The 20,274-nt window shown below is 58.8% G+C and carries 20 protein-coding genes; 10 read left to right on the forward strand and 10 right to left on the reverse strand.

Going from position 1 to position 20,274, the window contains the following annotated elements; all coding sequences use genetic code 11:
- Window positions 1–3 precede the first annotated feature (3 nt).
- From pcaF to CWM57_RS03895, 3 genes are read right to left on the reverse strand one after another with little or no spacing between them, the layout of a single operon-like run.
- Window positions 4–1,206, reverse strand: a complete 1,203-nt coding sequence (pcaF, locus tag CWM57_RS03885; RefSeq protein WP_061154725.1) for a 3-oxoadipyl-CoA thiolase — start codon at window positions 1,204–1,206, stop codon at window positions 4–6.
- 10 nt (window positions 1,207–1,216) lie between these two features.
- Window positions 1,217–1,873, reverse strand: a complete 657-nt coding sequence (locus CWM57_RS03890) for a 3-oxoacid CoA-transferase subunit B (RefSeq protein ID WP_061154726.1) — start codon at window positions 1,871–1,873, stop codon at window positions 1,217–1,219.
- Window positions 1,874–1,883: 10 nt separating this feature from the next.
- On the reverse strand, window positions 1,884–2,570 hold the full coding sequence (locus CWM57_RS03895) for a 3-oxoacid CoA-transferase subunit A (protein ID WP_032754259.1): 687 nt from the start codon (window positions 2,568–2,570) through the stop codon (window positions 1,884–1,886).
- A gap of 169 nt (window positions 2,571–2,739) precedes the next feature.
- Here CWM57_RS03895 and CWM57_RS03900 point away from each other — a divergent pair, with 169 nt between their 5' ends.
- A complete protein-coding gene (locus CWM57_RS03900; protein ID WP_061154728.1) occupies window positions 2,740–3,546 on the forward strand; it encodes an IclR family transcriptional regulator C-terminal domain-containing protein in 807 nt (268 codons plus the stop codon).
- Here the strand turns inward: CWM57_RS03900 and smrA are convergent.
- Window positions 3,543–4,106, reverse strand: a complete 564-nt coding sequence (smrA, locus tag CWM57_RS03905; protein ID WP_100630827.1) for a DNA endonuclease SmrA — start codon at window positions 4,104–4,106, stop codon at window positions 3,543–3,545. The genes CWM57_RS03900 and smrA overlap by 4 nt on opposite strands.
- Before the next feature lie 101 nt (window positions 4,107–4,207).
- Window positions 4,208–5,116 (reverse strand): LysR family transcriptional regulator, encoded by a 909-nt coding sequence (locus CWM57_RS03910; protein WP_061154730.1) that lies wholly within the window; start codon window positions 5,114–5,116, stop codon window positions 4,208–4,210.
- A gap of 166 nt (window positions 5,117–5,282) precedes the next feature.
- On the opposite strand from CWM57_RS03910, the gene CWM57_RS03915 reads away from it, so the two are divergent.
- The 3 genes from CWM57_RS03915 to abgT all read left to right on the forward strand — a co-directional run bounded on the left by CWM57_RS03915 (window position 5,283) and on the right by abgT (window position 9,688).
- Window positions 5,283–6,593 (forward strand): M20 family metallo-hydrolase, encoded by a 1,311-nt coding sequence (locus tag CWM57_RS03915; RefSeq protein ID WP_100675646.1) that lies wholly within the window; start codon window positions 5,283–5,285, stop codon window positions 6,591–6,593.
- The gene (locus tag CWM57_RS03920) at window positions 6,593–8,038 is read left to right on the forward strand and encodes a M20 family metallopeptidase (protein ID WP_100675647.1); all 1,446 of its coding nucleotides are present in this window, start codon (window positions 6,593–6,595) and stop codon (window positions 8,036–8,038) included. Before CWM57_RS03915 ends, CWM57_RS03920 begins: the two co-directional genes overlap by 1 nt.
- A 123-nt stretch (window positions 8,039–8,161) precedes the next feature.
- Window positions 8,162–9,688 carry a p-aminobenzoyl-glutamate transporter gene (gene abgT / locus CWM57_RS03925; protein ID WP_100630829.1) on the forward strand — a complete coding sequence of 509 codons (1,527 nt, stop codon included), beginning with the start codon at window positions 8,162–8,164 and terminating at the stop codon, window positions 9,686–9,688.
- 32 nt (window positions 9,689–9,720) lie between these two features.
- On the opposite strand, the gene CWM57_RS03930 is transcribed toward abgT, so the two are convergent.
- Window positions 9,721–9,879: a phosphatidate cytidylyltransferase gene (locus CWM57_RS03930; RefSeq protein WP_100630830.1), complete on the reverse strand. Its 159-nt coding sequence runs from the start codon at window positions 9,877–9,879 to the stop codon at window positions 9,721–9,723.
- A 229-nt stretch (window positions 9,880–10,108) separates the two neighbouring features.
- On the opposite strand from CWM57_RS03930, the gene ogt reads away from it, so the two are divergent.
- From ogt to uspE, 3 genes are all read left to right on the forward strand, one after another.
- Window positions 10,109–10,624: a methylated-DNA--[protein]-cysteine S-methyltransferase gene (ogt, locus tag CWM57_RS03935; RefSeq protein ID WP_100675648.1), complete on the forward strand. Its 516-nt coding sequence runs from the start codon at window positions 10,109–10,111 to the stop codon at window positions 10,622–10,624.
- 194 nt (window positions 10,625–10,818) lie between these two features.
- A complete protein-coding gene (fnr, locus tag CWM57_RS03940; RefSeq protein ID WP_002903394.1) occupies window positions 10,819–11,571 on the forward strand; it encodes a fumarate/nitrate reduction transcriptional regulator Fnr in 753 nt (250 codons plus the stop codon).
- Between the two features lie 138 nt (window positions 11,572–11,709).
- The gene (gene uspE, locus CWM57_RS03945) at window positions 11,710–12,660 is read left to right on the forward strand and encodes a universal stress protein UspE (protein WP_061154735.1); all 951 of its coding nucleotides are present in this window, start codon (window positions 11,710–11,712) and stop codon (window positions 12,658–12,660) included.
- Between the two features lie 116 nt (window positions 12,661–12,776).
- On the opposite strand, the gene CWM57_RS03950 is transcribed toward uspE, so the two are convergent.
- The 3 genes from CWM57_RS03950 to pntA form a co-directional block, all read right to left on the reverse strand.
- Window positions 12,777–12,965 (reverse strand): YdiH family protein, encoded by a 189-nt coding sequence (locus tag CWM57_RS03950; RefSeq protein ID WP_004887037.1) that lies wholly within the window; start codon window positions 12,963–12,965, stop codon window positions 12,777–12,779.
- A 148-nt stretch (window positions 12,966–13,113) separates the two neighbouring features.
- Window positions 13,114–14,502 carry a Re/Si-specific NAD(P)(+) transhydrogenase subunit beta gene (pntB, locus tag CWM57_RS03955; RefSeq protein ID WP_012541888.1) on the reverse strand — a complete coding sequence of 463 codons (1,389 nt, stop codon included), beginning with the start codon at window positions 14,500–14,502 and terminating at the stop codon, window positions 13,114–13,116.
- 10 nt (window positions 14,503–14,512) lie between these two features.
- Window positions 14,513–16,042: a Re/Si-specific NAD(P)(+) transhydrogenase subunit alpha gene (gene pntA / locus CWM57_RS03960; protein ID WP_023340072.1), complete on the reverse strand. Its 1,530-nt coding sequence runs from the start codon at window positions 16,040–16,042 to the stop codon at window positions 14,513–14,515.
- Window positions 16,043–16,563: 521 nt separating this feature from the next.
- Here pntA and ydgH point away from each other — a divergent pair.
- The 3 genes from ydgH to folM all read left to right on the forward strand — a co-directional run bounded on the left by ydgH (window position 16,564) and on the right by folM (window position 19,833).
- Complete coding sequence (ydgH, locus tag CWM57_RS03970) at window positions 16,564–17,514, forward strand: DUF1471 family protein YdgH (RefSeq protein WP_061154737.1); 951 nt, start codon at window positions 16,564–16,566, stop codon at window positions 17,512–17,514.
- 177 nt (window positions 17,515–17,691) lie between these two features.
- The gene (locus tag CWM57_RS03980; protein WP_061154738.1) at window positions 17,692–19,074 is read left to right on the forward strand and encodes an amino acid permease; all 1,383 of its coding nucleotides are present in this window, start codon (window positions 17,692–17,694) and stop codon (window positions 19,072–19,074) included.
- 36 nt (window positions 19,075–19,110) lie between these two features.
- A complete protein-coding gene (folM, locus tag CWM57_RS03985; protein WP_061154739.1) occupies window positions 19,111–19,833 on the forward strand; it encodes a dihydromonapterin reductase in 723 nt (240 codons plus the stop codon).
- Here the strand turns inward: folM and CWM57_RS03990 are convergent.
- Window positions 19,830–20,165, reverse strand: a complete 336-nt coding sequence (locus tag CWM57_RS03990) for a GlpM family protein (RefSeq protein WP_061154740.1) — start codon at window positions 20,163–20,165, stop codon at window positions 19,830–19,832. The genes folM and CWM57_RS03990 overlap by 4 nt on opposite strands.
- Between the last annotated feature and the right edge of the window lie 109 nt (window positions 20,166–20,274).

The following is a 20,274-nucleotide window of genomic DNA, read 5'->3' on the forward strand; positions in this document are numbered from 1 at the left end:
TCCTTAAACACGTTCAATAATCAGGGCAATCCCCTGTCCGACGCCGATGCACATGGTGCACAGGGCGTAGCGGCCGCCGGTCCGTTTCAGCTGATAAGCCGCGGTCATCGCCAGCCGGCCGCCGGAGGCGCCGAGCGGGTGGCCCAGCGCGATCGCCCCGCCGTTAGGGTTAACGTGGGCGGCATCATCCGGTAAGCCCAAATCACGGGTCACCGCCAGCGCCTGAGCGGCGAAGGCTTCATTCAGCTCGATGACATCCATCTGGGCTAATGTCAGGCCGGTCTGCGCCAGCACCTTACGCACCGCGGGCGCCGGGCCAAAGCCCATGATCCGCGGCGCAACACCCGCCGTCGCCACGCCGACCACCCGGGCCAGCGGTTGAAGATCGTGAGCCGCCAGCGCCGTCTCGCTGGCCAGCAGCAGCGCACAGGCGCCGTCGTTAACACCGGAGGCGTTACCGGCGGTGACGCTGCCGTCGGCGCGCACCACGCCGCGCAGTTTAGCCAGCGCCTCCAGCGAGGTACTGCGCGGGTGCTCATCGCGGCTAAACAGCAGCGGCTCGCCTTTGCGCTGCGGCACCTGGACGGCAATCAGCTCATCGGCGAAACGCCCCGCCTCCTGCGCCGCGGCGGTACGCAGTTGACTGCGTAAGGCGAACGCGTCCTGATCGGCACGGGAAATGGCAAACTCATCGGCGACGTTTTCCGCCGTCTCTGGCATGGAATGTACGCCGTACAGGGCTTTCATCTGCGGGTTAATAAAGCGCCAGCCGATGGTGGTATCCTCCATCTGCATGCTGCGGCTAAAGGCGCTCTCCGCTTTCCCCATCACAAACGGCGCGCGGGACATGCTCTCCACGCCGCCAGCGATCATCAGCTGCGTCTCGCCGCTTTTAATGGCTCGCGCCGCGACGCCGATCGCATCGAGGCTGGAACCGCACAGGCGGTTGATGGTGCTCCCGGGCACGCTCTCCGGCAGCCCGGCCAGCAGCAGCGCCATCCGCGCCACGTTGCGGTTATCTTCCCCGGCCTGGTTGGCGCAGCCAAAGATCACATCGTCAATGCGCGAGGGATCCAGTCCCGGGTTACGCGCCAGCAGGGCTTTCAATGGCAGCGCCGCGAGGTCGTCGGCGCGCATCGTCGCCAGGGTACCACCAAAACGGCCAAAGGGTGTACGCACCGCATCACAGATAAATGCCTGATTCATCATAGGTTCCTTACGCGCTTTCCGCCAGTTGTTCAAAGGTCAGCGCCACCGGAGTGATGCGCTGCAGCTCTTCAAAAGAGAGACCGTTAAAGATTTCACGTACCACCGGGCCGCGGTCGGTGATGTCGATCACCGCCAGGTCGGTATAGATCCGGCTGACGCAGCCGACGCCGGTCAGCGGATAGCTGCACTGCTCCACCAGCTTGCACTCGCCGTCACGGGTCAGGTGGTCCATCATCACGAATACCTGGCGGGCGCCGATGGCCAGATCCATCGCCCCGCCAACGGCCGGGATCGCGTCCGGCGCACCGGTGCTCCAGTTGGCGAGGTCGCCGCTGGCGGAAACCTGATAGGCCCCCAGCACGCAGATATCGAGATGGCCGCCGCGCATCATGGCGAAGGAGTCGCCGTGGTGGAAATAGCAGCCCCCCTGCAGGAGGGTGACATACTCTTTGCCGGCATTGATCAGCTCGGGATCTTCTTCCCCGGGCTGCGGTTTCGGCCCCATCCCCAACAGGCCGTTTTCGCTGTGCAGGAACACCTCTTTGTCGGCGGGCAGGTAATTGGCAATGCGGGTCGGCAGGCCGATACCGAGGTTGACGTAAGCGCCTTCGGGAATATCTCGGGCCACGCGCTGGGCCATTTCGTCACGGGTCAGTTTTTGCATGTCGGGCTCCTCAGGCGCGTTGCGCGGCAGTCAGGTTTTCCAGCGAGAAGACACGCTGGACGAAAATGCCGGGGGTGATGATAGTTTCCGGGTCGAGGTCGCCCAGCGGCACCAGCTGCGAGACTTCAACGATGGTGGTTTTCGCCGCCGTCGCCATGATCGGGCCAAAGTTGCGCGCCGCCTTGCGATAGACCAAGTTGCCCCAGCGGTCGCCCTGATGGGCCTTAATCAGCGCGAAATCGGCTTTGATCGGATACTCCAGCACATAGTGACGACCGTCGATTTCCCGCGTCTCCTTGCCTTCCGCCAGCGGTGTGCCGTAGCCGGTGGGGGTAAACACTGCCCCCAGCCCGGCGCCAGCCGCCTGGATCCGCGCCGCGAGGTTACCCTGCGGCACCAGCTCCAGCTCCACTTTGCCGCGGCGATAGAGGTCATCGAAAATCTGGGAATCCACCTGGCGCGGGAAGGAGCAGATCATCTTGCGTACTCGCCCGGCCTTGAGCAGCGCCGCGAGACCCACTTCCCCGTTGCCGGCATTGTTATTAATGATGGTCAGGTCGCGGGCACCCTGGTCAATCAGGGCGTCAATCAGAAAGGTCGGCTGGCCGGCGGGACCAAAGCCGCCGATCATAATAGTCGCCCCGTCGTGGATCCCGGCGATGGCCTCGCTCAGCGTCGATACGCTTTTATCAATCATCAGGTCGCTCCAGTGATGTGCGGTAATCGCACTTTTATTCGTTGTTCGCACAAAATGTGACCCGCTTAACGATGTCGGTCAAGGGCGATAATCGAAATATGGTGCGATAATCGAACATCGGTTATCTTTAGCGAAAGAATGTGATCGATGGCAAATATGGGGAACAGAAATGGACAAGCATCCAGACGATTTACTGACCGGCGACGGCGATCCGTTTAAAGGCGATCCTAACTTTATGGCCTCCCTGGCTCGGGGTCTGGAGGTGATTCAGGCGTTCACACCGCAGCGGCCCCTGTTGTCTATCTCGCAGATCAGCCAGAAGACCGGCATTCCGCGCGCGGCGGTGCGCCGCTGCCTGTATACCCTGAGCAAGCTGGGGTTCGTGTATGCCGAAGACGGTAAGAATTTCCAGCTGCGACCGCGGATCCTGGCGCTGGGCCACGCCTGGCTGGCCTCGACGCCACTGGCGCGTTCGGCGCAGCCGGTGCTGCGACATCTGAGCGAAATGCTCAATGAGTCCTGCTCCATCGCCACCCTCGACGGGGACGATATTCTGTATATCGCCCGCGCCTCCAGCTCGCGGATTATGACCATCGACCTGGATATTGGCAGCCGCCTTCCGGCCTGGGCGACCTCGATGGGCCGGGTGCTGCTCAGCCATCAGCCGGAGGAGAAGCTCAACGATATGCTGGCTCGGGTGACCATGATCCGCTACACCCCGCAGACGGTGGATTCGGTGGCGAAGCTACGCACCGAACTGAAACGGATTCACCAGCAGGGGTATGCCCTCAACGATCAGGAACTGGAGATGGGCCTGCGCTCCCTCGCGGTACCGCTGTTTAACGCTCAGGGGCAGGTCCAGGCGGCGCTGAACGTCGGGGTGCATGCGGGCCAGATGTCGGCCCGCGAGATGATCGATCGCGTGCTGCCGGAGCTGCAAAAAGCCGCCCGCGAGCTGACGCTGCTTCTGCGCTAACGACTGCGCTTGGCGTGCTGCTCCCAGGTCTCCTGCTTCGCCTCGGCCGATTTACGCAGCGCGACATAGCAGGCGCCGCTACCGCCATGATGTGGAAGCGCGGTGCAGAAGGCCTGCACCTCCGGCAGCTCTTCCAGCCAGCGCGCCAGATAGCTGCGGATAATATTGGCGTGGGACTGGTCGTCGCGGCCTTTGCCGTGAACGATCAGCACATTGCGTAACCCCTCTTTCTGCGCCTGCACCATAAAAGCGAAGAGCATCTGCCGACATTGCTCCACCGGCTGGCGCAGCAGGGAGAGGCTCGCCTGCTGGCTGTATTTCCCTCGGCGCAGCTTATCCAGCACGCCGCTCTGCAGCCCTTCACGCTTAAACTCCAGCGGCGTGGCGAGCGGCACGATATCGAGATAGCCGGTGGTGAGAAAATTATCCAGTTGCAGGGTATCGACGCGCTGCGGGGCCCGGCTGTTGCGCCCGGGATGCCAGTGCACGTCATTGTTACGTTTCAGAGGCTGGACATCTTCCATGGCGTCAAGAAACAGGGATTTGTCATCAAGGTTCATGGGCTCTCCTCCAGCGGCTGTCGCCAGCTACTATAGCCGCCCCGCGCGCGCCCCTCAACGCGTTTAGCCGCGTTCGCTGGCAAAGTGAGCGCCACGGGCGATTAAGGAAACAATTGTCGGCTCTGACGGCGAAACAGCGTGATTAACGACGCCGTTAATGGCGTCTGCCGGGTGTCGCGCCGCTGGATCAGAAAATAGGCGGCCGTCGGCAAGACGTCGCGGACAGGGATCATCACCAGCTTGTCCGCCATCAGCGGATCGTTGCCGAGCTCCACCGGCAGGATGCTGAGAAAATCACTTTTCACCACCAGGCTAATGCACGACGAGAAGGTTTCGCAAACAATATCCACCTTAGGTGCCAGCCCGGCCTGATTAAGCCGGTCCTGCAGCTGTTTAAAGTAGCTGCCGCGCGGCGTCGGCATGGTCCAGTGGTGATCCATCAGCTCCCCCAGCGAGGTGGCCTGCGCCGCCGGATGTCCCGCGCGGGCGAACACCGCGAACGGTTTCTCAAACAGTTTCTCAAAGCTGAACTCATGGTCGTACGGCCCGGGGTAATAGGTATTGATGGTGAAATCCAGCTCTCCCTGGCGCAGCTCATTGATCATCGCCAATAGTTGGCCTTCCATGATCCGCACCTTTACCTGCGGATGCTGCTGATGAAAGCGGCAGATCACCGACGGCATCAGCGACCGGGCGACGCTGGCGCCGAGGCCAATATTAATTTGCCCGGCCTGCTCGCCCTGGCGCTGCAGCAGTTCGTCCTGCGCCGCCCGCAACTCTTCAAGGATCAAGCTCGCATGTTGGTAAAAGCTTTCGCCGTTTTCGGTCAGCGCCACCCCCTGACTGCGGCGTACGAACAGCTGGGCGGAAAGCCCCTCCTCCAGCTCTTTAATCGCTTTGGTCAGGGCCGGCTGCGAGACCGCCAGCGCCCGGCTGGCGCCGCGAATACTCCCTTCCCGGGCCACTTCGACGAAGGCGCGGATATGATGAAATTTAATCTGAAATGCCATGCTTTAGGTGATAACCATTGTTTATCAGACAGAAGAAAATCACATCTACTGTAATCCATCAGGCTGTGGCAGGTTAAGTGGGATACGGCCTGTAAAACGTAAGTGATAAACAAAAGCTATCACATCGTGAACACCGTCACATTTTTTACTTATGACAGGATGAGCTATGCCGCAACTTGATGAATACCTCCACCAGCTGGCGCCGGCCATGACCGAATGGCGTCGTGATTTTCACCTGCACGCGGAATCCGGCTGGCTGGAATTCCGCACCGCCAGCAAGGTGGCGGAGATCCTCGACGGGCTCGGCTATCAGCTGGCGCTGGGGCGCGACGTCATCGATGCCGATAGCCGGATGGGGCTGCCGGACGAGGAGACCCTGGCCCAGGCTTTCGAACGCGCCCGCGAACAGGGGGCGACGGAACGCTGGTTACCGGCGTTTGAAGGCGGTTTCGCCGGCGTGGTCGCCACGCTCGACACCGGGCGGCCCGGCCCAACACTGGCTTTCCGCGTCGATATGGATGCCCTTGACCTCAATGAACAGCACGACGACAGCCACCGCCCCCATCGCGACCATTTCGCTTCCTGCAACGCCGGCATGATGCACGCCTGCGGCCATGATGGCCATACCGCCATCGGGCTGGGTCTGGCGCATGTCCTGAAGCAGTATGCCGCGCAGCTCAACGGGGTAATTAAGCTGATTTTCCAGCCCGCTGAAGAGGGCACCCGCGGAGCCCGGGCGATGGTGGCCGCCGGCGTGGTGGATGACGTGGACTACTTCACGGCGATCCATATCGGAACCGGCGTGCCGGTGGGCACCGTGGTGTGCGGCGGCGACAACTTTATGGCCACCACTAAATTCGACGTGCAGTTTAGCGGCGTGGCCGCCCACGCCGGCGGCAAGCCCGAGGAGGGGCGTAACGCGCTGCTGGCCGCCGCCCAGGCCGCTCTTGGCCTGCATGCCATCCCGCCGCACAGCGCCGGCGCCTCGCGGGTCAACGTCGGGGTGATGCAGGCCGGTACCGGGCGTAACGTGGTGCCCTCTTCCGCGCTGTTAAAAGTGGAAACCCGCGGTGAAAGCGAAGCCATTAACCAGTACGTGTTCGAGCGGGCGCAGCACGTCGTCGCCGGGGCGGCGGCGATGTACGAAGCCCGCTACGAACTGCGCATGATGGGCGCAGCGACCGCCAGCGCACCGTCGCCGGCGTGGGTGGACTATCTGCGCGAACAGGCCGCCCGGGTGCCCGGCGTGCAACAGGCGGTGGATCGCATCGCCGCCCCGGCGGGCTCGGAAGACGCCACCCTGATGATGGCCCGGGTCCAGGCGCGCGGCGGCCTCGCCTCGTACATGATCTTCGGCACCGAACTGAGCGCCGGTCACCACAACGAGAGATTTGACTTCGACGAGAGCGTCATGGTGATAGCGGTAGAAACCCTGGCGCGAATCGCGCTTAACTTTCCCTGGCAGCGGGGGGTGTGATGGGATCCATTTTTGCGTTTGTGGATGAAGTGATTGAGACGCGACGCGAGGCATACTGTGCCATCGCCGATGACATCTGGGATCACCCGGAGACCCGCTTTGAGGAGTTCTGGTCCGCCCAACGCCTGGCGGACGCCCTGGAAGCGGAAGGTTTCCAGCTCACTCGCGATGCGGGTGGGATCCCTAACGCCTTTATCGCCAGCGTCGGCGAAGGCCAACCGGTCATTGCCCTGCTGGGCGAATATGACGCGCTGGCGGGTCTCAGCCAGCAGGCCCATTGCGCGGAGCCAATGTCGTTGACGCCGGGGGCAAACGGCCACGGCTGTGGGCATAATCTGCTCGGTACGGCGGCATTCGCCGCGGCGGTCGCCGCCAAAGCCTGGCTGCAGCAGCACGGCGGCGCGGGCACGCTGCGCTTCTATGGTTGTCCCGGCGAGGAAGGCGGCTCGGGAAAAACCTTTATGGTGCGCGAAGGGTTGTTTGATGATGTCGATGCGGCGCTGACCTGGCATCCGGAAGCCTGGGCCGGGATGTTCAGCACCCGCACCCTCGCCAATATTCAGGCGGCATGGCGTTTTACCGGCACCGCCGCCCACGCTGCGAATTCGCCGCACCTGGGCCGGAGCGCGCTGGATGCCGTCACCCTGATGACCACCGGCAGCAACTTCCTCAATGAACATATCATCGAGAAGGCGCGGGTCCATTATGCCATTACCGATACCGGCGGTGTCTCGCCCAACGTAGTGCAGGCTCAGGCGGAAGTGCTGTATCTGATCCGCGCGCCGGAGATGGCCGACGCGGAGCAGATCTTCGCCCGCATCGAGAAGATTGCTCAGGGGGCCGCGCTGATGACCGAGACTCAGGTCAGCTGCCGCTTTGAAAAAGCCTGCTCCAGCTATCTCCCCAACCGCACGCTTGAGGCGGCGATGTATCAGGCGGTCTGTCATTACGGTACCCCCGACTGGAGCGACGAGGAGCGCGCCTTTGCCGCGGCGATCCGCGCCACCCTCAGCGCCAACGATATTAACAACAGTCTGAACAATATTGCCGGCACCAGTGGGGAGGAAGGGAAAACGTTCGCTCGTCGCCACCGCGACACGCTGCTGATTGATGAGGTGGCGCCGTGGGCGGCCACGGATAACGTCCTCGCCGGCTCCACTGACGTCGGCGATGTCAGCTGGAAAGCGCCGGTGGCCCAGTGCTTCAGCCCGTGCTTCGCGGTGGGAACCCCGCTGCACAGCTGGCAACTGGTGAGCCAGGGCAGAACCACCATCGCCCATAAAGGGATGTTGCTGGCGGGGAAAGTGCTCGCGGCGACTGCCATCCGTTTATTCAGCGACAGCGCCCTGCTGGCGGCCAGCCAGCAAGAACTCAAGCAGGTACTGGCCGAACGCCCCTATCGTTGCCCGATCCCGGCGGAGGTGAGTCCGTCCGTTTTACGATAACCACTTAAGACAGGCTACTCCTGGCCAACGCTGACCGGCATCGCGGCACGCACCGACCATAATAACCGCCGGCAGTACGGGAGCAGGCCTGCCCAACACAACAACGACAACAGAGGAACGCCCATGAGTATGTCATCCATACCGTCGTCTTCCCCCGGCGGAAAGCGCTATGGCTGGGTAGAGAAGATCGGTAACAAAGTCCCGCACCCGTTTTTGCTGTTTATCTATCTTATCGTGGCGCTGATCGCGGCCACGGCGATACTCTCCGCCTTCAACGTCGGGGTGCAGAACCCTACGGATGGTTCACGGGTGGTGGTCAAAAATCTGCTCAGCGTGGAAGGGTTGCACTGGTTTTTGCCCAACGTCATTAAAAACTTCAGCGGTTTCGCGCCGCTGGGGGCGATCCTCGCCCTGGTGCTGGGCGCCGGCTTCGCCGAGCGGGTGGGCCTGTTACCCGCGCTGATGGTGAAGATGGCCTCTCACGTCAGCGCCCGATATGCCAGCTATATGGTGCTGTTTATCGCCTTCTTCAGCCATATCTCTTCTGACGCGGCGCTGGTAATTATGCCGCCGCTGGGCGCGCTGATGTTCCTCGCCGTCGGTCGGCATCCTGTCGCTGGCCTGTTGGCGGCGATTGCTGGTGTGGGCTGCGGCTTTACCGCCAATTTACTGATTGTCACCACCGACGTACTGCTCTCGGGGATCAGCACCGAGGCGGCAAAATCCATCGATGCCACTTTGCACGTCAGCGTGATCGACAACTGGTACTTTATGGCGACCTCGGTGATCGTTCTGACGCTCGTCGGCGGACTGATCACCGATAAGCTGGTTGAACCGCGGCTGGGTCAGTGGCAAGGCAGTCGTGATGAAAAGCTGCAGACGCTGACGCCCGAGGAGCGTTTCGGCCTGCGCATCGCCGGCGTGGCAACGCTGGTATTCGTGGCGGTCATCGCCCTGATGGTGGTCCCCGAGAACGGTATACTTCGCGACCCGGTTCAACATACGGTCATGCCCTCGCCGTTTATCAAAGGCATTGTGCCGCTGATTATCTTTTTCTTCTTTGTCGTGTCGCTGGCATACGGCATCGCCACCGGCAAAATTCGCCGCCAGGCCGACCTGCCGCAGCTGATGATTGAGCCGATGAAAGAGATGGCCGGGTTTATCGTGATGGTCTTCCCGCTGGCGCAGTTCGTGGCGATGTTCAACTGGAGCAACATGGGCAAGTTTATGGCCGTCGGTCTGACGGACCTGCTGGAGAGCGCAGGGATGAACGGCGTCCCGGCGTTTGTCGGACTCGCACTGTTGTCGGCTTTTCTGTGTATGTTTATCGCCAGCGGCTCGGCCATCTGGTCGATTCTGGCGCCGATCTTCGTGCCGATGTTTATGCTGCTGGGCTTTCACCCGGCATTTGCGCAGATCCTCTTTCGCATCGCCGATTCATCGGTGCTGCCGCTGGCGCCGGTGTCGCCGTTTGTGCCGCTGTTTCTCGGCTTCCTACAGCGCTACCGGCCGGATGCCCGCCTCGGCACCTACTACTCGCTGGTGCTCCCTTACCCGCTGATTTTTCTTGCCGTCTGGCTGCTGTTGCTGGTGGGCTGGTATCTGGTGGGACTGCCGATCGGCCCGGGCATCTATCCGCGTCTTCCTTAACCCGCTTGCAGGCCAGGGACGGCCGCATAACGTTAACGCGCCCCCTTCGTTTTCACTTTGCTGGCAGCATGATCCGCACTGGCGAATTTGTAGAAAAGCGCTTTATACACCCTTTCAAACACCAGGGTCAGACCGTGGATCGCTAAGCCGCTGATGATCAATACCAGTACGCCAGTCAGTATAAATTGCATAGCTCCACCTCTGAGTGATTAACCGCGCCGCGCTGAGGCGTCGGCATCGTCATTAAAAAGTAGCAAAAACCATGCCCGATAACCCGCCGGGATCGATCCAAAAATAAATCATTGTGGCTCACGCAGAGCGCCAGCCCGTGATGCGGCTTTATCTTTTGGGAGTATAGTTGACTGTCGTCAGCGCGTGGTATCGTGTGCCCCTCATGTACGATGGTGGATGACAGAAACGATGTTGACCTTGCTGCAGGATAAAATGGATACCCCGCTGGGGCCGCTGTGGGTACTTTGCGACGAACAGTTTAATTTGCGCGCCGTTGAGTGGGACGAGCACCGCGATCGGATGGAAACCCTGCTCGACGTTCACTATCGCCGGGAAGGTTATCAGCGCGTCGACTGCTGCAATCCAGGCGGTCTCAGTAGTAAGCTGAACGACTATTTCGCCGGCGATCTGGCGATTATCGATACCCTGCCTACCGCCACCGCTGGCACCCCTTTCCAGCGTCAGGTCTGGCAGGCGTTACGCGATATCCCCTGTGGCCAGGTGATGCACTATGGCCAGCTAGCCGAGGCGCTCGGACGCCCCGGCGCCGCTCGCGCCGTGGGGGCCGCCAATGGCGCCAATCCGGTGAGTATCGTGGTGCCCTGCCATCGGGTCATCGGGCGTAACGGCACCCTAACCGGCTATGCCGGCGGCGTGCAGCGAAAAGAGTGGTTATTGCGCCATGAAGGGTATCTTTTACTTTGACTGAAAATGCCTTTTCTGGAATCTTCAGGTAATTTTACAATCAAACATAGCGAAATAATCTATTGTTAATCAAATAGATATATATCCGTTTTGATTTACCCTGCTGATATTACGTGTTTCCGGGTCTGAAGACTTACCTGCTGATCAAAAAGATGTTAAAATTGACCAATATCAATTAAGGCCTGAGCAGACATATGATCCCTGAGAAGCGAATTATTCGACGCATTCAGTCTGGCGGTTGTGCTATCCATTGTCAGGATTGCAGTATCAGCCAGCTCTGCATCCCCTTTACTCTGAACGAGCATGAGCTTGATCAGCTGGATAATATTATCGAGCGGAAAAAGCCTATCCAGAAAGGTCAAACCTTGTTCAAAGCCGGTGATGAGCTGAAGTCGTTGTACGCTATTCGCTCCGGGACCATCAAAAGCTACACCATCACCGAGCAGGGTGATGAGCAGATCACCGGCTTCCATCTGGCGGGCGATCTGGTGGGCTTCGACGCTATCGGCACCGGTCTGCACCCGAGCTTTGCACAGGCGCTGGAAACCTCGATGGTTTGCGAGATCCCCTTCGAAACCCTTGACGATCTTTCCGGAAAAATGCCGAATCTGCGCCAGCAGATGATGCGCCTGATGAGCGGTGAGATTAAAGGCGACCAGGATATGATCCTGCTGCTTTCCAAAAAGAATGCCGAAGAGCGCCTGGCTGCGTTTATCTATAACCTCTCTCGTCGTTTCGCCCAGCGCGGCTTCTCACCGCGTGAGTTCCGCCTGACCATGACCCGCGGCGATATTGGCAACTATCTCGGCCTCACTGTCGAAACCATCAGCCGTCTGCTGGGGCGTTTCCAGAAAAGCGGCATGCTGGCGGTGAAAGGCAAATACATCACCATTGAAAACAGCGATCTGCTGGCCCAGCTGGCCGGTCAGGCGCGTAACGTCGCTTAATCTCTGCGCACCACCTGGTCACGATCGGCAATTTTTTAAGATTTGTTGATCTGACCAGGCTCCTCCCCTGTTTCAATTCATCCATATAGGTTATCTTTTTAGTAACTGACGGTAGCTGCAGTTGTAAGGAGACCCTGTATGGCGAAGTATCAGAGCATGCTGGTAGTAATCGATCCTAACCAGGACGACCAGCCGGCACTTAGGCGCGCGGTGTACCTGCACCAACGGATTGGTGGACGCATCAAAGCCTTTTTGCCGATCTATGATTTTTCTTATGAAATGACCACCCTGCTGTCGCCGGACGAACGCACGGCGATGCGCCAGGGCGTTATTGCCCAACGTACGGCCTGGATCCGCGAGCAGGCGAAATTCTATATTGAATCGGGTGTGCCGATTGACGTGAAAGTGGTGTGGCACAACCGCCCCTTCGAAGCCATTATTCAGGAAGTCATTAGCGAGAAACACGATTTGCTGTTGAAGATGGCCCACCAGCACGACAAACTGGAGGCGGTGATCTTCACCCCGACCGACTGGCATCTGCTGCGTAAGTGCCCGTGCCCGGTGTGGATGGTGAAAGACCAACCGTGGCCGGAAGGTGGTAAAGCGCTGGTCGCGGTCAACCTTGCCAGCGAAGAGAATTATCACAATACCCTGAACGAAAAGCTGGTTCGGGAGACGCTGTCGCTGGCGAAAGAAGTCAACCATACCGAAGTACATCTCATCGGCGCCTATCCGGTGACCCCCATCAATATCGCGATTGAGCTACCGGATTTTGATCCCAGCGTCTACAACGACGCCATTCGCGGTCAGCACCTGCTGGCGATGAAAGCGCTGCGGCAGAAGTTTGGCATCGATGAGAAATTCACCCACGTGGAAAAAGGACTGCCTGAGGAGGTGATCCCGGATCTCGCCGAGCATCTGCAGGCGGGGATCGTGGTGCTGGGAACGGTCGGACGTACCGGCCTGTCAGCAGCGTTCCTCGGCAATACGGCGGAACAGGTGGTCGACCATCTGCGCTGCGACCTCCTGGTACTCAAACCGGAGGCCTACCAGACGCCGGTGGAACTGGACGACGACGACGACGATTAACCCTCTTCTCGTACCGCTCACCTTCCCCCGCCTCGCGGGGGATTTTTTTGCTTGCTGCCAGTCAGGCACAAAAAAAGGGCCGCTGGCGGCCCCTGTCACTGTCCAGCGAGAATGGCTTAGTGGATACCCAGACGCCAGGCCAGATCGATCTCTTCTTTCAGCTCCAGCGATGAGAGCGCCATCAGGTCAGCAAACTCCAGCTCCAGCAGTTTCAGCTTTTTCAGATACTGCGCTGGGGTCATGACGGTAGTGTCGCGGCGTAAGAATTCGATGGCCATCTGCGTTGGGGTTAACTCGGTATCCATAATATCCTCTGTCTGATGTAATAACCGGGACATTATATCACCTCTTGCCGCTTATTTTATGAACAATTCCAGGCACTGCGCCGTATATAAAAAAGCCGTCTCACAGGAGACGGCTTATAAACAAACGTTGTAAAACAAGCGTGCTACATTACAGCGCTTTCAGGATCGCATCGACGCTGGCTTTCGCATCCCCAAACAGCATATGGGTGTTCTCTTTGAAGAACAGCGGGTTCTGTACGCCGGCGTAGCCAGTGTTCATCGAACGCTTAAAGACCACCACGTTCTGCGCTTTCCAGACTTCCAGCACTGGCATACCCGCGATAGGACTCTTCGGATCGTCCTGCGCCGCCGGGTTGACAGTGTCGTTGGCGCCAATCACCAGCACGGTGTCGGTATCGCTGAAATCGTCGTTGATCTCATCCATCTCCAGCACGATGTCGTAAGGCACTTTGGCTTCCGCCAGCAGCACGTTCATATGCCCCGGCAGACGCCCGGCTACCGGGTGAATACCAAAGCGTACTTTGATACCCCGCGCCCGCAGCTTCTCGGTAATTTCTGCCACCGGATACTGCGCCTGAGCCACCGCCATACCATAGCCGGGGGTGATGATCACCGACTGGGAGTTTTTCAGCATCTCCGCCGTCTCTTCCGCGCTAATCTCGCGATGCTCGCCCACTTCTTCATCGCCGCCGCTGGAAGAACCATCGGTGCCGAAACCGCCGGCAATCACGCTGATAAAGGAGCGGTTCATCGCCTTACACATAATGTAAGAGAGGATGGCACCGGAAGAACCCACCAGCGCGCCGGTGACGATCAGCAGGTCATTGCTCAGCATAAAGCCCGCTGCCGCTGCCGCCCAACCCGAGTAGGAGTTCAGCATGGAAACCACCACCGGCATGTCCGCGCCGCCGATAGAAGCCACCAGGTGCCAGCCGAAGGCCAGCGCGATCGCGGTCATCACCAGCAGGCACAGGACCTGGGTGCCGGTGCTGTCGGCGCGAACAAAAATCACCATCAGTACGAAGGAGACCACCAGCGCCGCCAGGTTCAGCTTATGGCGATTGGGCAGCATCAGCGGCTTCGAGGAAATTTTGCCGCGCAGTTTACCAAACGCCACCACCGAACCGGTGAAGGTGACTGCACCGATGAAGATGCCGAGGAACACTTCGGTCAAATGGATATTGACCAAAATCTGCTCCATCCCGGTTTCATGCTGCAGGTAGCTGTTAAAACCAACCAGCACCGCCGCCAGGCCCACGAAGCTGTGCAGGATAGCCACCAGCTCCGGCATCTCGGTCATCTCGACCTTCTTCGCCAGACGAATACCGATCGCTCCGCCGATCACCATCGCGAGGATGATCCAACCGACGTTGCCGGCGTCCGGCCCCAGAATAGTGGCGATCAGGGCGATGGCCATCCCGGCGATGCCGAAATAGTTGCCCTGCTGCGACGTTTCGTGTTTCGACAGACCCGCCAGGCTGAAAATAAACAGGATTGCGGCAACAATGTATGCAGCTGTAACTAATCCACCAGACATGTGCTACCCCTTATCCTTTGCGAAACATTTTCAGCATGCGCTGAGTCACGGTAAAACCACCGAAAATATTAATGCTGGCGATCAGTACCGCGATAAAGCTCAGGAAGCTGACCCAGCCCCCGTGGCCTATCTGCAACAACGCACCAACAACGATAATGCCCGAAATGGCGTTCGTCACCGACATCAGCGGCGTATGCAGCGCATGGGAGACGTTCCATACTACGTAGTAACCCACTACGCAGGCCAGCGCGAAGACGGTGAAATGACCAAGGAACTCTTTTGGCGCGACGTTGGCCAGCCAGCCGAAGAGGATAATCGCCAGCGCTATCAGGGCATATTTACGCCATGGGGACACCGGTTTTGCCGCTTCTTTCGGCGCTTCGACTTTTTTCGCCGCAGCCTGCGGCTGAGCGGAGACCTGAATCGGCGGCGCCGGCCAGGTGATTTCGCCTTCACGCACCACGGTCACGCCGCGCACCACCACGTCATCGAAATCGATAACAATGTTGCCATCTTTCTCTTTGCACAGCAGCTTCAGCAGGTTGACCAGGTTGGTGCCATAGAGCTGGGAGGACTGGGTCGGCAGACGGCCCGGCAGGTCGGTGTAACCGATAATTTTCACGCCGTTGGCGGTGGTGACCACTTCGCCAGGCACGGTGTACTCACAGTTGCCGCCGTTTTGCGAAGCGAGGTCGACCACCACACTGCCCGACTTCATGGAATCAACCATTTCGCGGGTGATCAGCTTCGGCGCCGGTTTACCCGGAATTAACGCCGTGGTGACGATGATATCGACATCTTTCGCCTGTGCGGCGAAGAGCGCCATTTCGGCCTTAATAAAGGCCTCAGACATCACCTTGGCATAGCCGTCGCCGCTGCCCGCTTCCTCTTTAAAGTCCAGCTCGAGGAACTCGGCGCCCATACTCTGCACCTGCTCCTTCACCTCCGGACGGGTATCAAAGGCGCGGACGATAGCGCCCAGGCTGTTGGCGGCACCAATCGCGGCCAGACCGGCCACCCCGGCGCCGATGACCATCACCTTCGCGGGCGGAACTTTGCCTGCCGCCGTAATCTGCCCGGTAAAGAAACGGCCGAATTCATGAGCCGCCTCAACGATTGCGCGATAGCCGGCGATATTCGCCATTGAGCTGAGCGCATCCAGCGACTGGGCGCGAGAAATACGCGGCACCGAATCCATCGCCATCACGTTGATATTACGGGCCGCCAGTTTTTCCATCAGCTGCGGGTTTTGCGCAGGCCAGATAAAACTTATCAGCGTAGTTCCCGGATTCAGCAGCGCAATTTCATCGTCATTTGGGGCATTGACCTTGAGGATGACGTCAGACTGCCACACCTCGTTGCCCGTGACGATCTCAGCCCCTGCCTGGGTAAAGGCTGCATCGTCAAAGCTGGCCAGTTTCCCGGCACCGCTTTCTACCGCGACGCTAAAGCCGAGTTTAAGCAATTGCTCAACGGTCTTCGGCGTGGCGGCGGCCCGGGTCTCCTGGGCTAGCCTCTCTTGTGGTACACCAATACGCATAGTTTTCCCTTCCATCGGTTTTTGATGATGGTTTACTTTTCTGACCAACAACGACAAGACGGCGAAATCTTCCTCGCCATCTTCCGCTGTCTGCAAAATGAAACAGTAACAAACTTTTTATAACCTACTGAAAATAGCGATTGTGATCTACAGCGATAAAACAGAAATTTTGATTTTATTGCTTATTGTCAGCACAGATGGTTTCGGGCAGCAATATTTACCTGAATTTCTCACTCAGGCCTGATAATCCGCTTATCCAGCGTGATAAAACGCCATTTATCGCCATTGAGATCATTGTATTAACATTACGTTAACTAATAAAAGTGGTATCGATTATCGTTTTTGCTGGTCAAGCGGCTGTTTTTTCAACATATCGAAAAATGTTATCTTTCCGTAGTATACGATTCGGGCGGCAAGCAAAAAATGACGCAGACAGTCACAACGATTAAATGCAATAATCAAACGTTTTCAGTCAACAACAACACCAGTATATGGTTTGCGCAAGGCAAAGGATTATTTTTATGAAGCTTAAAAACACCCTCCTGGCGTCTGCTCTCCTGACAACCGCCACGTTGTCTGCCCATGCAGCGACCGAGTTGACCCCGGAGCAGGCGGCTGCGCTGAAGCCCTACGATCGCGTTGTCGTCACCGGCCGGTTTAATGCCATTGGCGACGCGGTACAGGCGGTATCGCGCAAAGCCGACAAAGACGGCGCGGCCTCATTCTATGTTGTCGACACGTCGGACTACGGCAATGGCGGCAACTGGCGCGTCACGGCTGACCTCTATAAAGACAACGCACCGCAAGCGGATACGCCGAAAAATCGCATCATCAATGGCGTGGTAGAACTGCCGAAAGATCAGGCTGTTGCACTGATGCCTTACGACACCGTCACCGTTCAGGGCTTCTATCGCAGTCAGCCGGAAGTGAACGATGCCATCACCAAAGCGGCAAAAGCGAAAGGCGCCTATGCGTTCTTTATCGTGCGCCAGGTGGATGCCAACCAGGGTGGCAACCAGCGCATTACCGCTTATATCTATAAAAAAGATGCTGAGAAACGCGTACTGCAGAGCCCTGACGCCATTCCGGCGGACTCTGACGCCGGTCGCGCAGCGCTGGCCAAAGGCGGCGAAGCGGCGAAAACTGTGGAAATCCCGGGCGTCGCCACCACTGCGGCTGTAGGGTCAGGCACTGGCGTCGGTCGTTTCTTCGAGACCCAGTCGTCTAAAGGCGGGCGTTACACTGTCACGCTGCCGGACGGCACCAAAGTCGAAGAAGTGAACAAAGTGACCGCAGCGCAAATGGTGCCGTTTGATAATATCCAGTTCACCGGCAACTACGGCAACATGACCGAAATCTCCTATCAGACGGCGAAACGCGCGGCGAAGAAAGGGGCGAAGTACTATCACATTACCCGCCAGTGGCAGGAACGCGGCGGCAACATCACCATCAGCGCCGATTTGTACAAATAATCACTGCTGACTGGCTAAAAAGGCGGCGCAATGCCGCCTTTTCATTTTTTTTCATCCCCCGCCATTGCATGGCTCCCGGACACTCCGTAAAATCCCGCGCCTTAGCGCAATCCTCCATTTTTATGCGATTTCGCAAAATAAATATTCTGGAACAGCCATTTTCACCTCGGGAATGCAATGGAAAAGAAACTGGGCCTGAGCGCCCTGACCGCCCTGGTCCTTAGCTCAATGCTCGGCGCTGGCGTATTCAGTTTGCCGCAAAATATGGCTGCCGTAGCCAGCCCCTCCGCTTTGCTTATCGGCTGGGCCATCACCGGCGTCGGGATCCTGTTCCTCGCCTTCGCCATGCTGCTGTTAACCCGAATTCGCCCCGACCTCGACGGCGGGATCTTCACCTACGCCCGCGAAGGGTTCGGTGAGCTGATTGGCTTCTGTTCCGCCTGGGGATATTGGCTCTGTGCGGTGATCGCCAACGTCTCCTATCTGGTGATCGTCTTTTCGGCGCTCAGTTTCTTCACCGATACCCCTGAGCTGCGCCTGTTTGGCGATGGCAACACCTGGCAGTCTATCGCTGGCGCTTCAGTTCTGCTGTGGGTTGTCCATTTTCTGGTTCTGCGCGGCGTGCAGACGGCGGCGGGGATTAATCTGGTGGCCACCCTCGCCAAACTCCTGCCGCTGGGCGCGTTTATCGCGCTCGCCGCCCTGGCCTTCCAACTGGATACGTTTCGCCTCGATTTCCGTGGGCTGGCACTGGGTATCCCCGTTTGGGAGCAGGTTAAAAACACCATGCTGATCACCCTGTGGGTGTTTATCGGCGTGGAAGGTGCCGTCGTGGTTTCCGCCCGCGCCCGACACAAGCGCGATGTCGGTCGCGCAACGCTGCTGGCGGTCATCTCTGCCCTCGCGGTTTATCTGCTGGTCACCCTGCTGTCGCTGGGCGTGGTGCCGCGCAGTGAACTGGCCGGCATGCGTAACCCGTCGATGGCGGGACTGATGGTCAACATGATGGGCTCATGGGGAGAAATTGTGATTGCGGCGGGCCTGATCGTGTCGGTGTGTGGCGCCTACCTGAGCTGGACCATCATGGCTGCGGAAGTGCCGTTCCTGGCCGCCACGCATAAAGCCTTCCCGCGCCTGTTTGCCCGCCAGAACAGCAATAATGCCCCGTCCGCCTCGCTGTGGCTGACCAATATCAGCGTTCAGGCATCGCTGGTGCTGATCTGGTTGACCGGGTCGGACTACGGCACCCTGCTGACCATCGCCTCAGAGATGATCCTCGTCCCCTATCTGCTGGTCGGCGCCTTTCTGCTGAAAATCGCCACCCGCCCGCTGCACAAAGCGGTGGGTATCGGCGCCTGCATTTATGGCTTATGGTTATTATACGCGTCGGGACCTGTGCATTTACTGTTGTCGGTGGTACTTTACGCTCCGGGTCTTCTGGTCTTTTTGTACGCTCGACGTACGCACCAGCACGATCGTTCGCTCAAACGCCGCGAATTGGCGCTAATTGGTTTATTGCTGGTTGCCGCTGTGCCGGCAACGTGGATGCTGGTGGGGTAAGCGGTCGCCCTGCCGCAGAACGCATAGGAGATACCCATGGCTGAACAACAGCCCCGCCCGGTTCTGATCACAGGAGGAGGCCGCCGCATCGGTCTCGCTCTGGCACACCATTTACTGCTGCAACACCAGCCGGTCATCGTCAGCTATCGCACGCCCTATCCGGCGATCGATGGCCTGCGCGACGCGGGCGCCCTCTGTCTGCAGGCCGATTTCAGTAGCGATGACGGCATACTCACCTTCGCCGAAGCGGTCAAATCGCATACCAGCGGCCTGCGCGCCATCATCCACAACGCCAGCGACTGGATGGCGGAGAAGCCGGGGGTCGCGCTGAGCACAGTGATCAACCGCATGATGCAGATCCACGTCCATGCCCCCTATCTGCTCAACCACGCACTGGAGGATCTGCTGCGCGGCCACGGCCATGCCGCCAGTGATATCATCCATATTACCGATTACGTCGTGGAGCGCGGCAGCGATAAACATATCGCCTACGCCGCCAGCAAAGCCGCGCTGGACAATATGACCCGCTCCTTCGCCCGCAAGCTGGCGCCGGAGATCAAGGTCAACGCCATCGCCCCGTCGCTGATCATATTTAATGAGAGTGATGACGAAGCCTATCGGCAGCAGGCGCTGGATAAATCGCTGATGAAAATTGCCCCAGGCGAAAAAGAGATTAGCGACCTTATCGACTACCTGTTTACCAGCCGCTATGTCACCGGCCGGTCATTCGCCGTCGACGGCGGCCGCCCGCTGCGCTAGTGGAAGCGGCTCCAGCCAACAATTAGCAGCCACGCGCATAGCCCCCAGCACCCCACTGCGCCTGCCAGCGCCAACGGCAGGCGCATGATCCCGGTGAAGTACCACAGCGATAACAAATAGACAAAATAGGGAACGATCGACCACATGCCGAACACGATAGTGGTGCGCAGGGCTTCAATACCGCGCTCGCTGGCGACGATATAGTGAGCGATGAGCGCAAAGGTAGGAAACAGCGGGATCAGCCCGGCGAGAGCGTAATTTTTCGTTTTTGCCAGCACGCCAATCAGCACCACCACCAGCGCACCCAGCAGCCCTTTGATTAACAGCCCCATGTCCGTATGCCTTAACAATGAATCAACAAGTTAGCGCAGCATAGCGGAAATAGCGCTGTTTATAAAAGAGTAATGGCGGGTAAAATAAGCGCGGTGTATGTTACTTCTT

This window comes from Klebsiella sp. G-Nf4 (assembly GCF_002810615.1).
GTDB lineage: Bacteria > Pseudomonadota > Gammaproteobacteria > Enterobacterales > Enterobacteriaceae > Klebsiella > Klebsiella variicola.

Excerpts from the sequence above, each read along its gene's own strand:
- pcaF (WP_061154725.1), bottom strand. The coding sequence starts at position 1,206 with ATGAATCAGGCATTTATCTGTGATGCGGTGCGTACACCCTTTGGCCGT.
- CWM57_RS03890 (WP_061154726.1), bottom strand. The coding sequence starts at position 1,873 with ATGCAAAAACTGACCCGTGACGAAATGGCCCAGCGCGTGGCCCGAGAT.
- CWM57_RS03895 (WP_032754259.1), bottom strand. The coding sequence starts at position 2,570 with ATGATTGATAAAAGCGTATCGACGCTGAGCGAGGCCATCGCCGGGATC.
- CWM57_RS03900 (WP_061154728.1), top strand. The coding sequence starts at position 2,740 with ATGGACAAGCATCCAGACGATTTACTGACCGGCGACGGCGATCCGTTT.
- smrA (WP_100630827.1), bottom strand. The coding sequence starts at position 4,106 with ATGAACCTTGATGACAAATCCCTGTTTCTTGACGCCATGGAAGATGTC.
- CWM57_RS03910 (WP_061154730.1), bottom strand. The coding sequence starts at position 5,116 with ATGGCATTTCAGATTAAATTTCATCATATCCGCGCCTTCGTCGAAGTG.
- CWM57_RS03915 (WP_100675646.1), top strand. The coding sequence starts at position 5,283 with ATGCCGCAACTTGATGAATACCTCCACCAGCTGGCGCCGGCCATGACC.
- CWM57_RS03920 (WP_100675647.1), top strand. The coding sequence starts at position 6,593 with ATGGGATCCATTTTTGCGTTTGTGGATGAAGTGATTGAGACGCGACGC.
- abgT (WP_100630829.1), top strand. The coding sequence starts at position 8,162 with ATGAGTATGTCATCCATACCGTCGTCTTCCCCCGGCGGAAAGCGCTAT.
- CWM57_RS03930 (WP_100630830.1), bottom strand. The coding sequence starts at position 9,879 with ATGCAATTTATACTGACTGGCGTACTGGTATTGATCATCAGCGGCTTA.
- ogt (WP_100675648.1), top strand. The coding sequence starts at position 10,109 with ATGTTGACCTTGCTGCAGGATAAAATGGATACCCCGCTGGGGCCGCTG.
- fnr (WP_002903394.1), top strand. The coding sequence starts at position 10,819 with ATGATCCCTGAGAAGCGAATTATTCGACGCATTCAGTCTGGCGGTTGT.
- uspE (WP_061154735.1), top strand. The coding sequence starts at position 11,710 with ATGGCGAAGTATCAGAGCATGCTGGTAGTAATCGATCCTAACCAGGAC.
- CWM57_RS03950 (WP_004887037.1), bottom strand. The coding sequence starts at position 12,965 with ATGGATACCGAGTTAACCCCAACGCAGATGGCCATCGAATTCTTACGC.
- pntB (WP_012541888.1), bottom strand. The coding sequence starts at position 14,502 with ATGTCTGGTGGATTAGTTACAGCTGCATACATTGTTGCCGCAATCCTG.
- pntA (WP_023340072.1), bottom strand. The coding sequence starts at position 16,042 with ATGCGTATTGGTGTACCACAAGAGAGGCTAGCCCAGGAGACCCGGGCC.
- ydgH (WP_061154737.1), top strand. The coding sequence starts at position 16,564 with ATGAAGCTTAAAAACACCCTCCTGGCGTCTGCTCTCCTGACAACCGCC.
- CWM57_RS03980 (WP_061154738.1), top strand. The coding sequence starts at position 17,692 with ATGGAAAAGAAACTGGGCCTGAGCGCCCTGACCGCCCTGGTCCTTAGC.
- folM (WP_061154739.1), top strand. The coding sequence starts at position 19,111 with ATGGCTGAACAACAGCCCCGCCCGGTTCTGATCACAGGAGGAGGCCGC.
- CWM57_RS03990 (WP_061154740.1), bottom strand. The coding sequence starts at position 20,165 with ATGGGGCTGTTAATCAAAGGGCTGCTGGGTGCGCTGGTGGTGGTGCTG.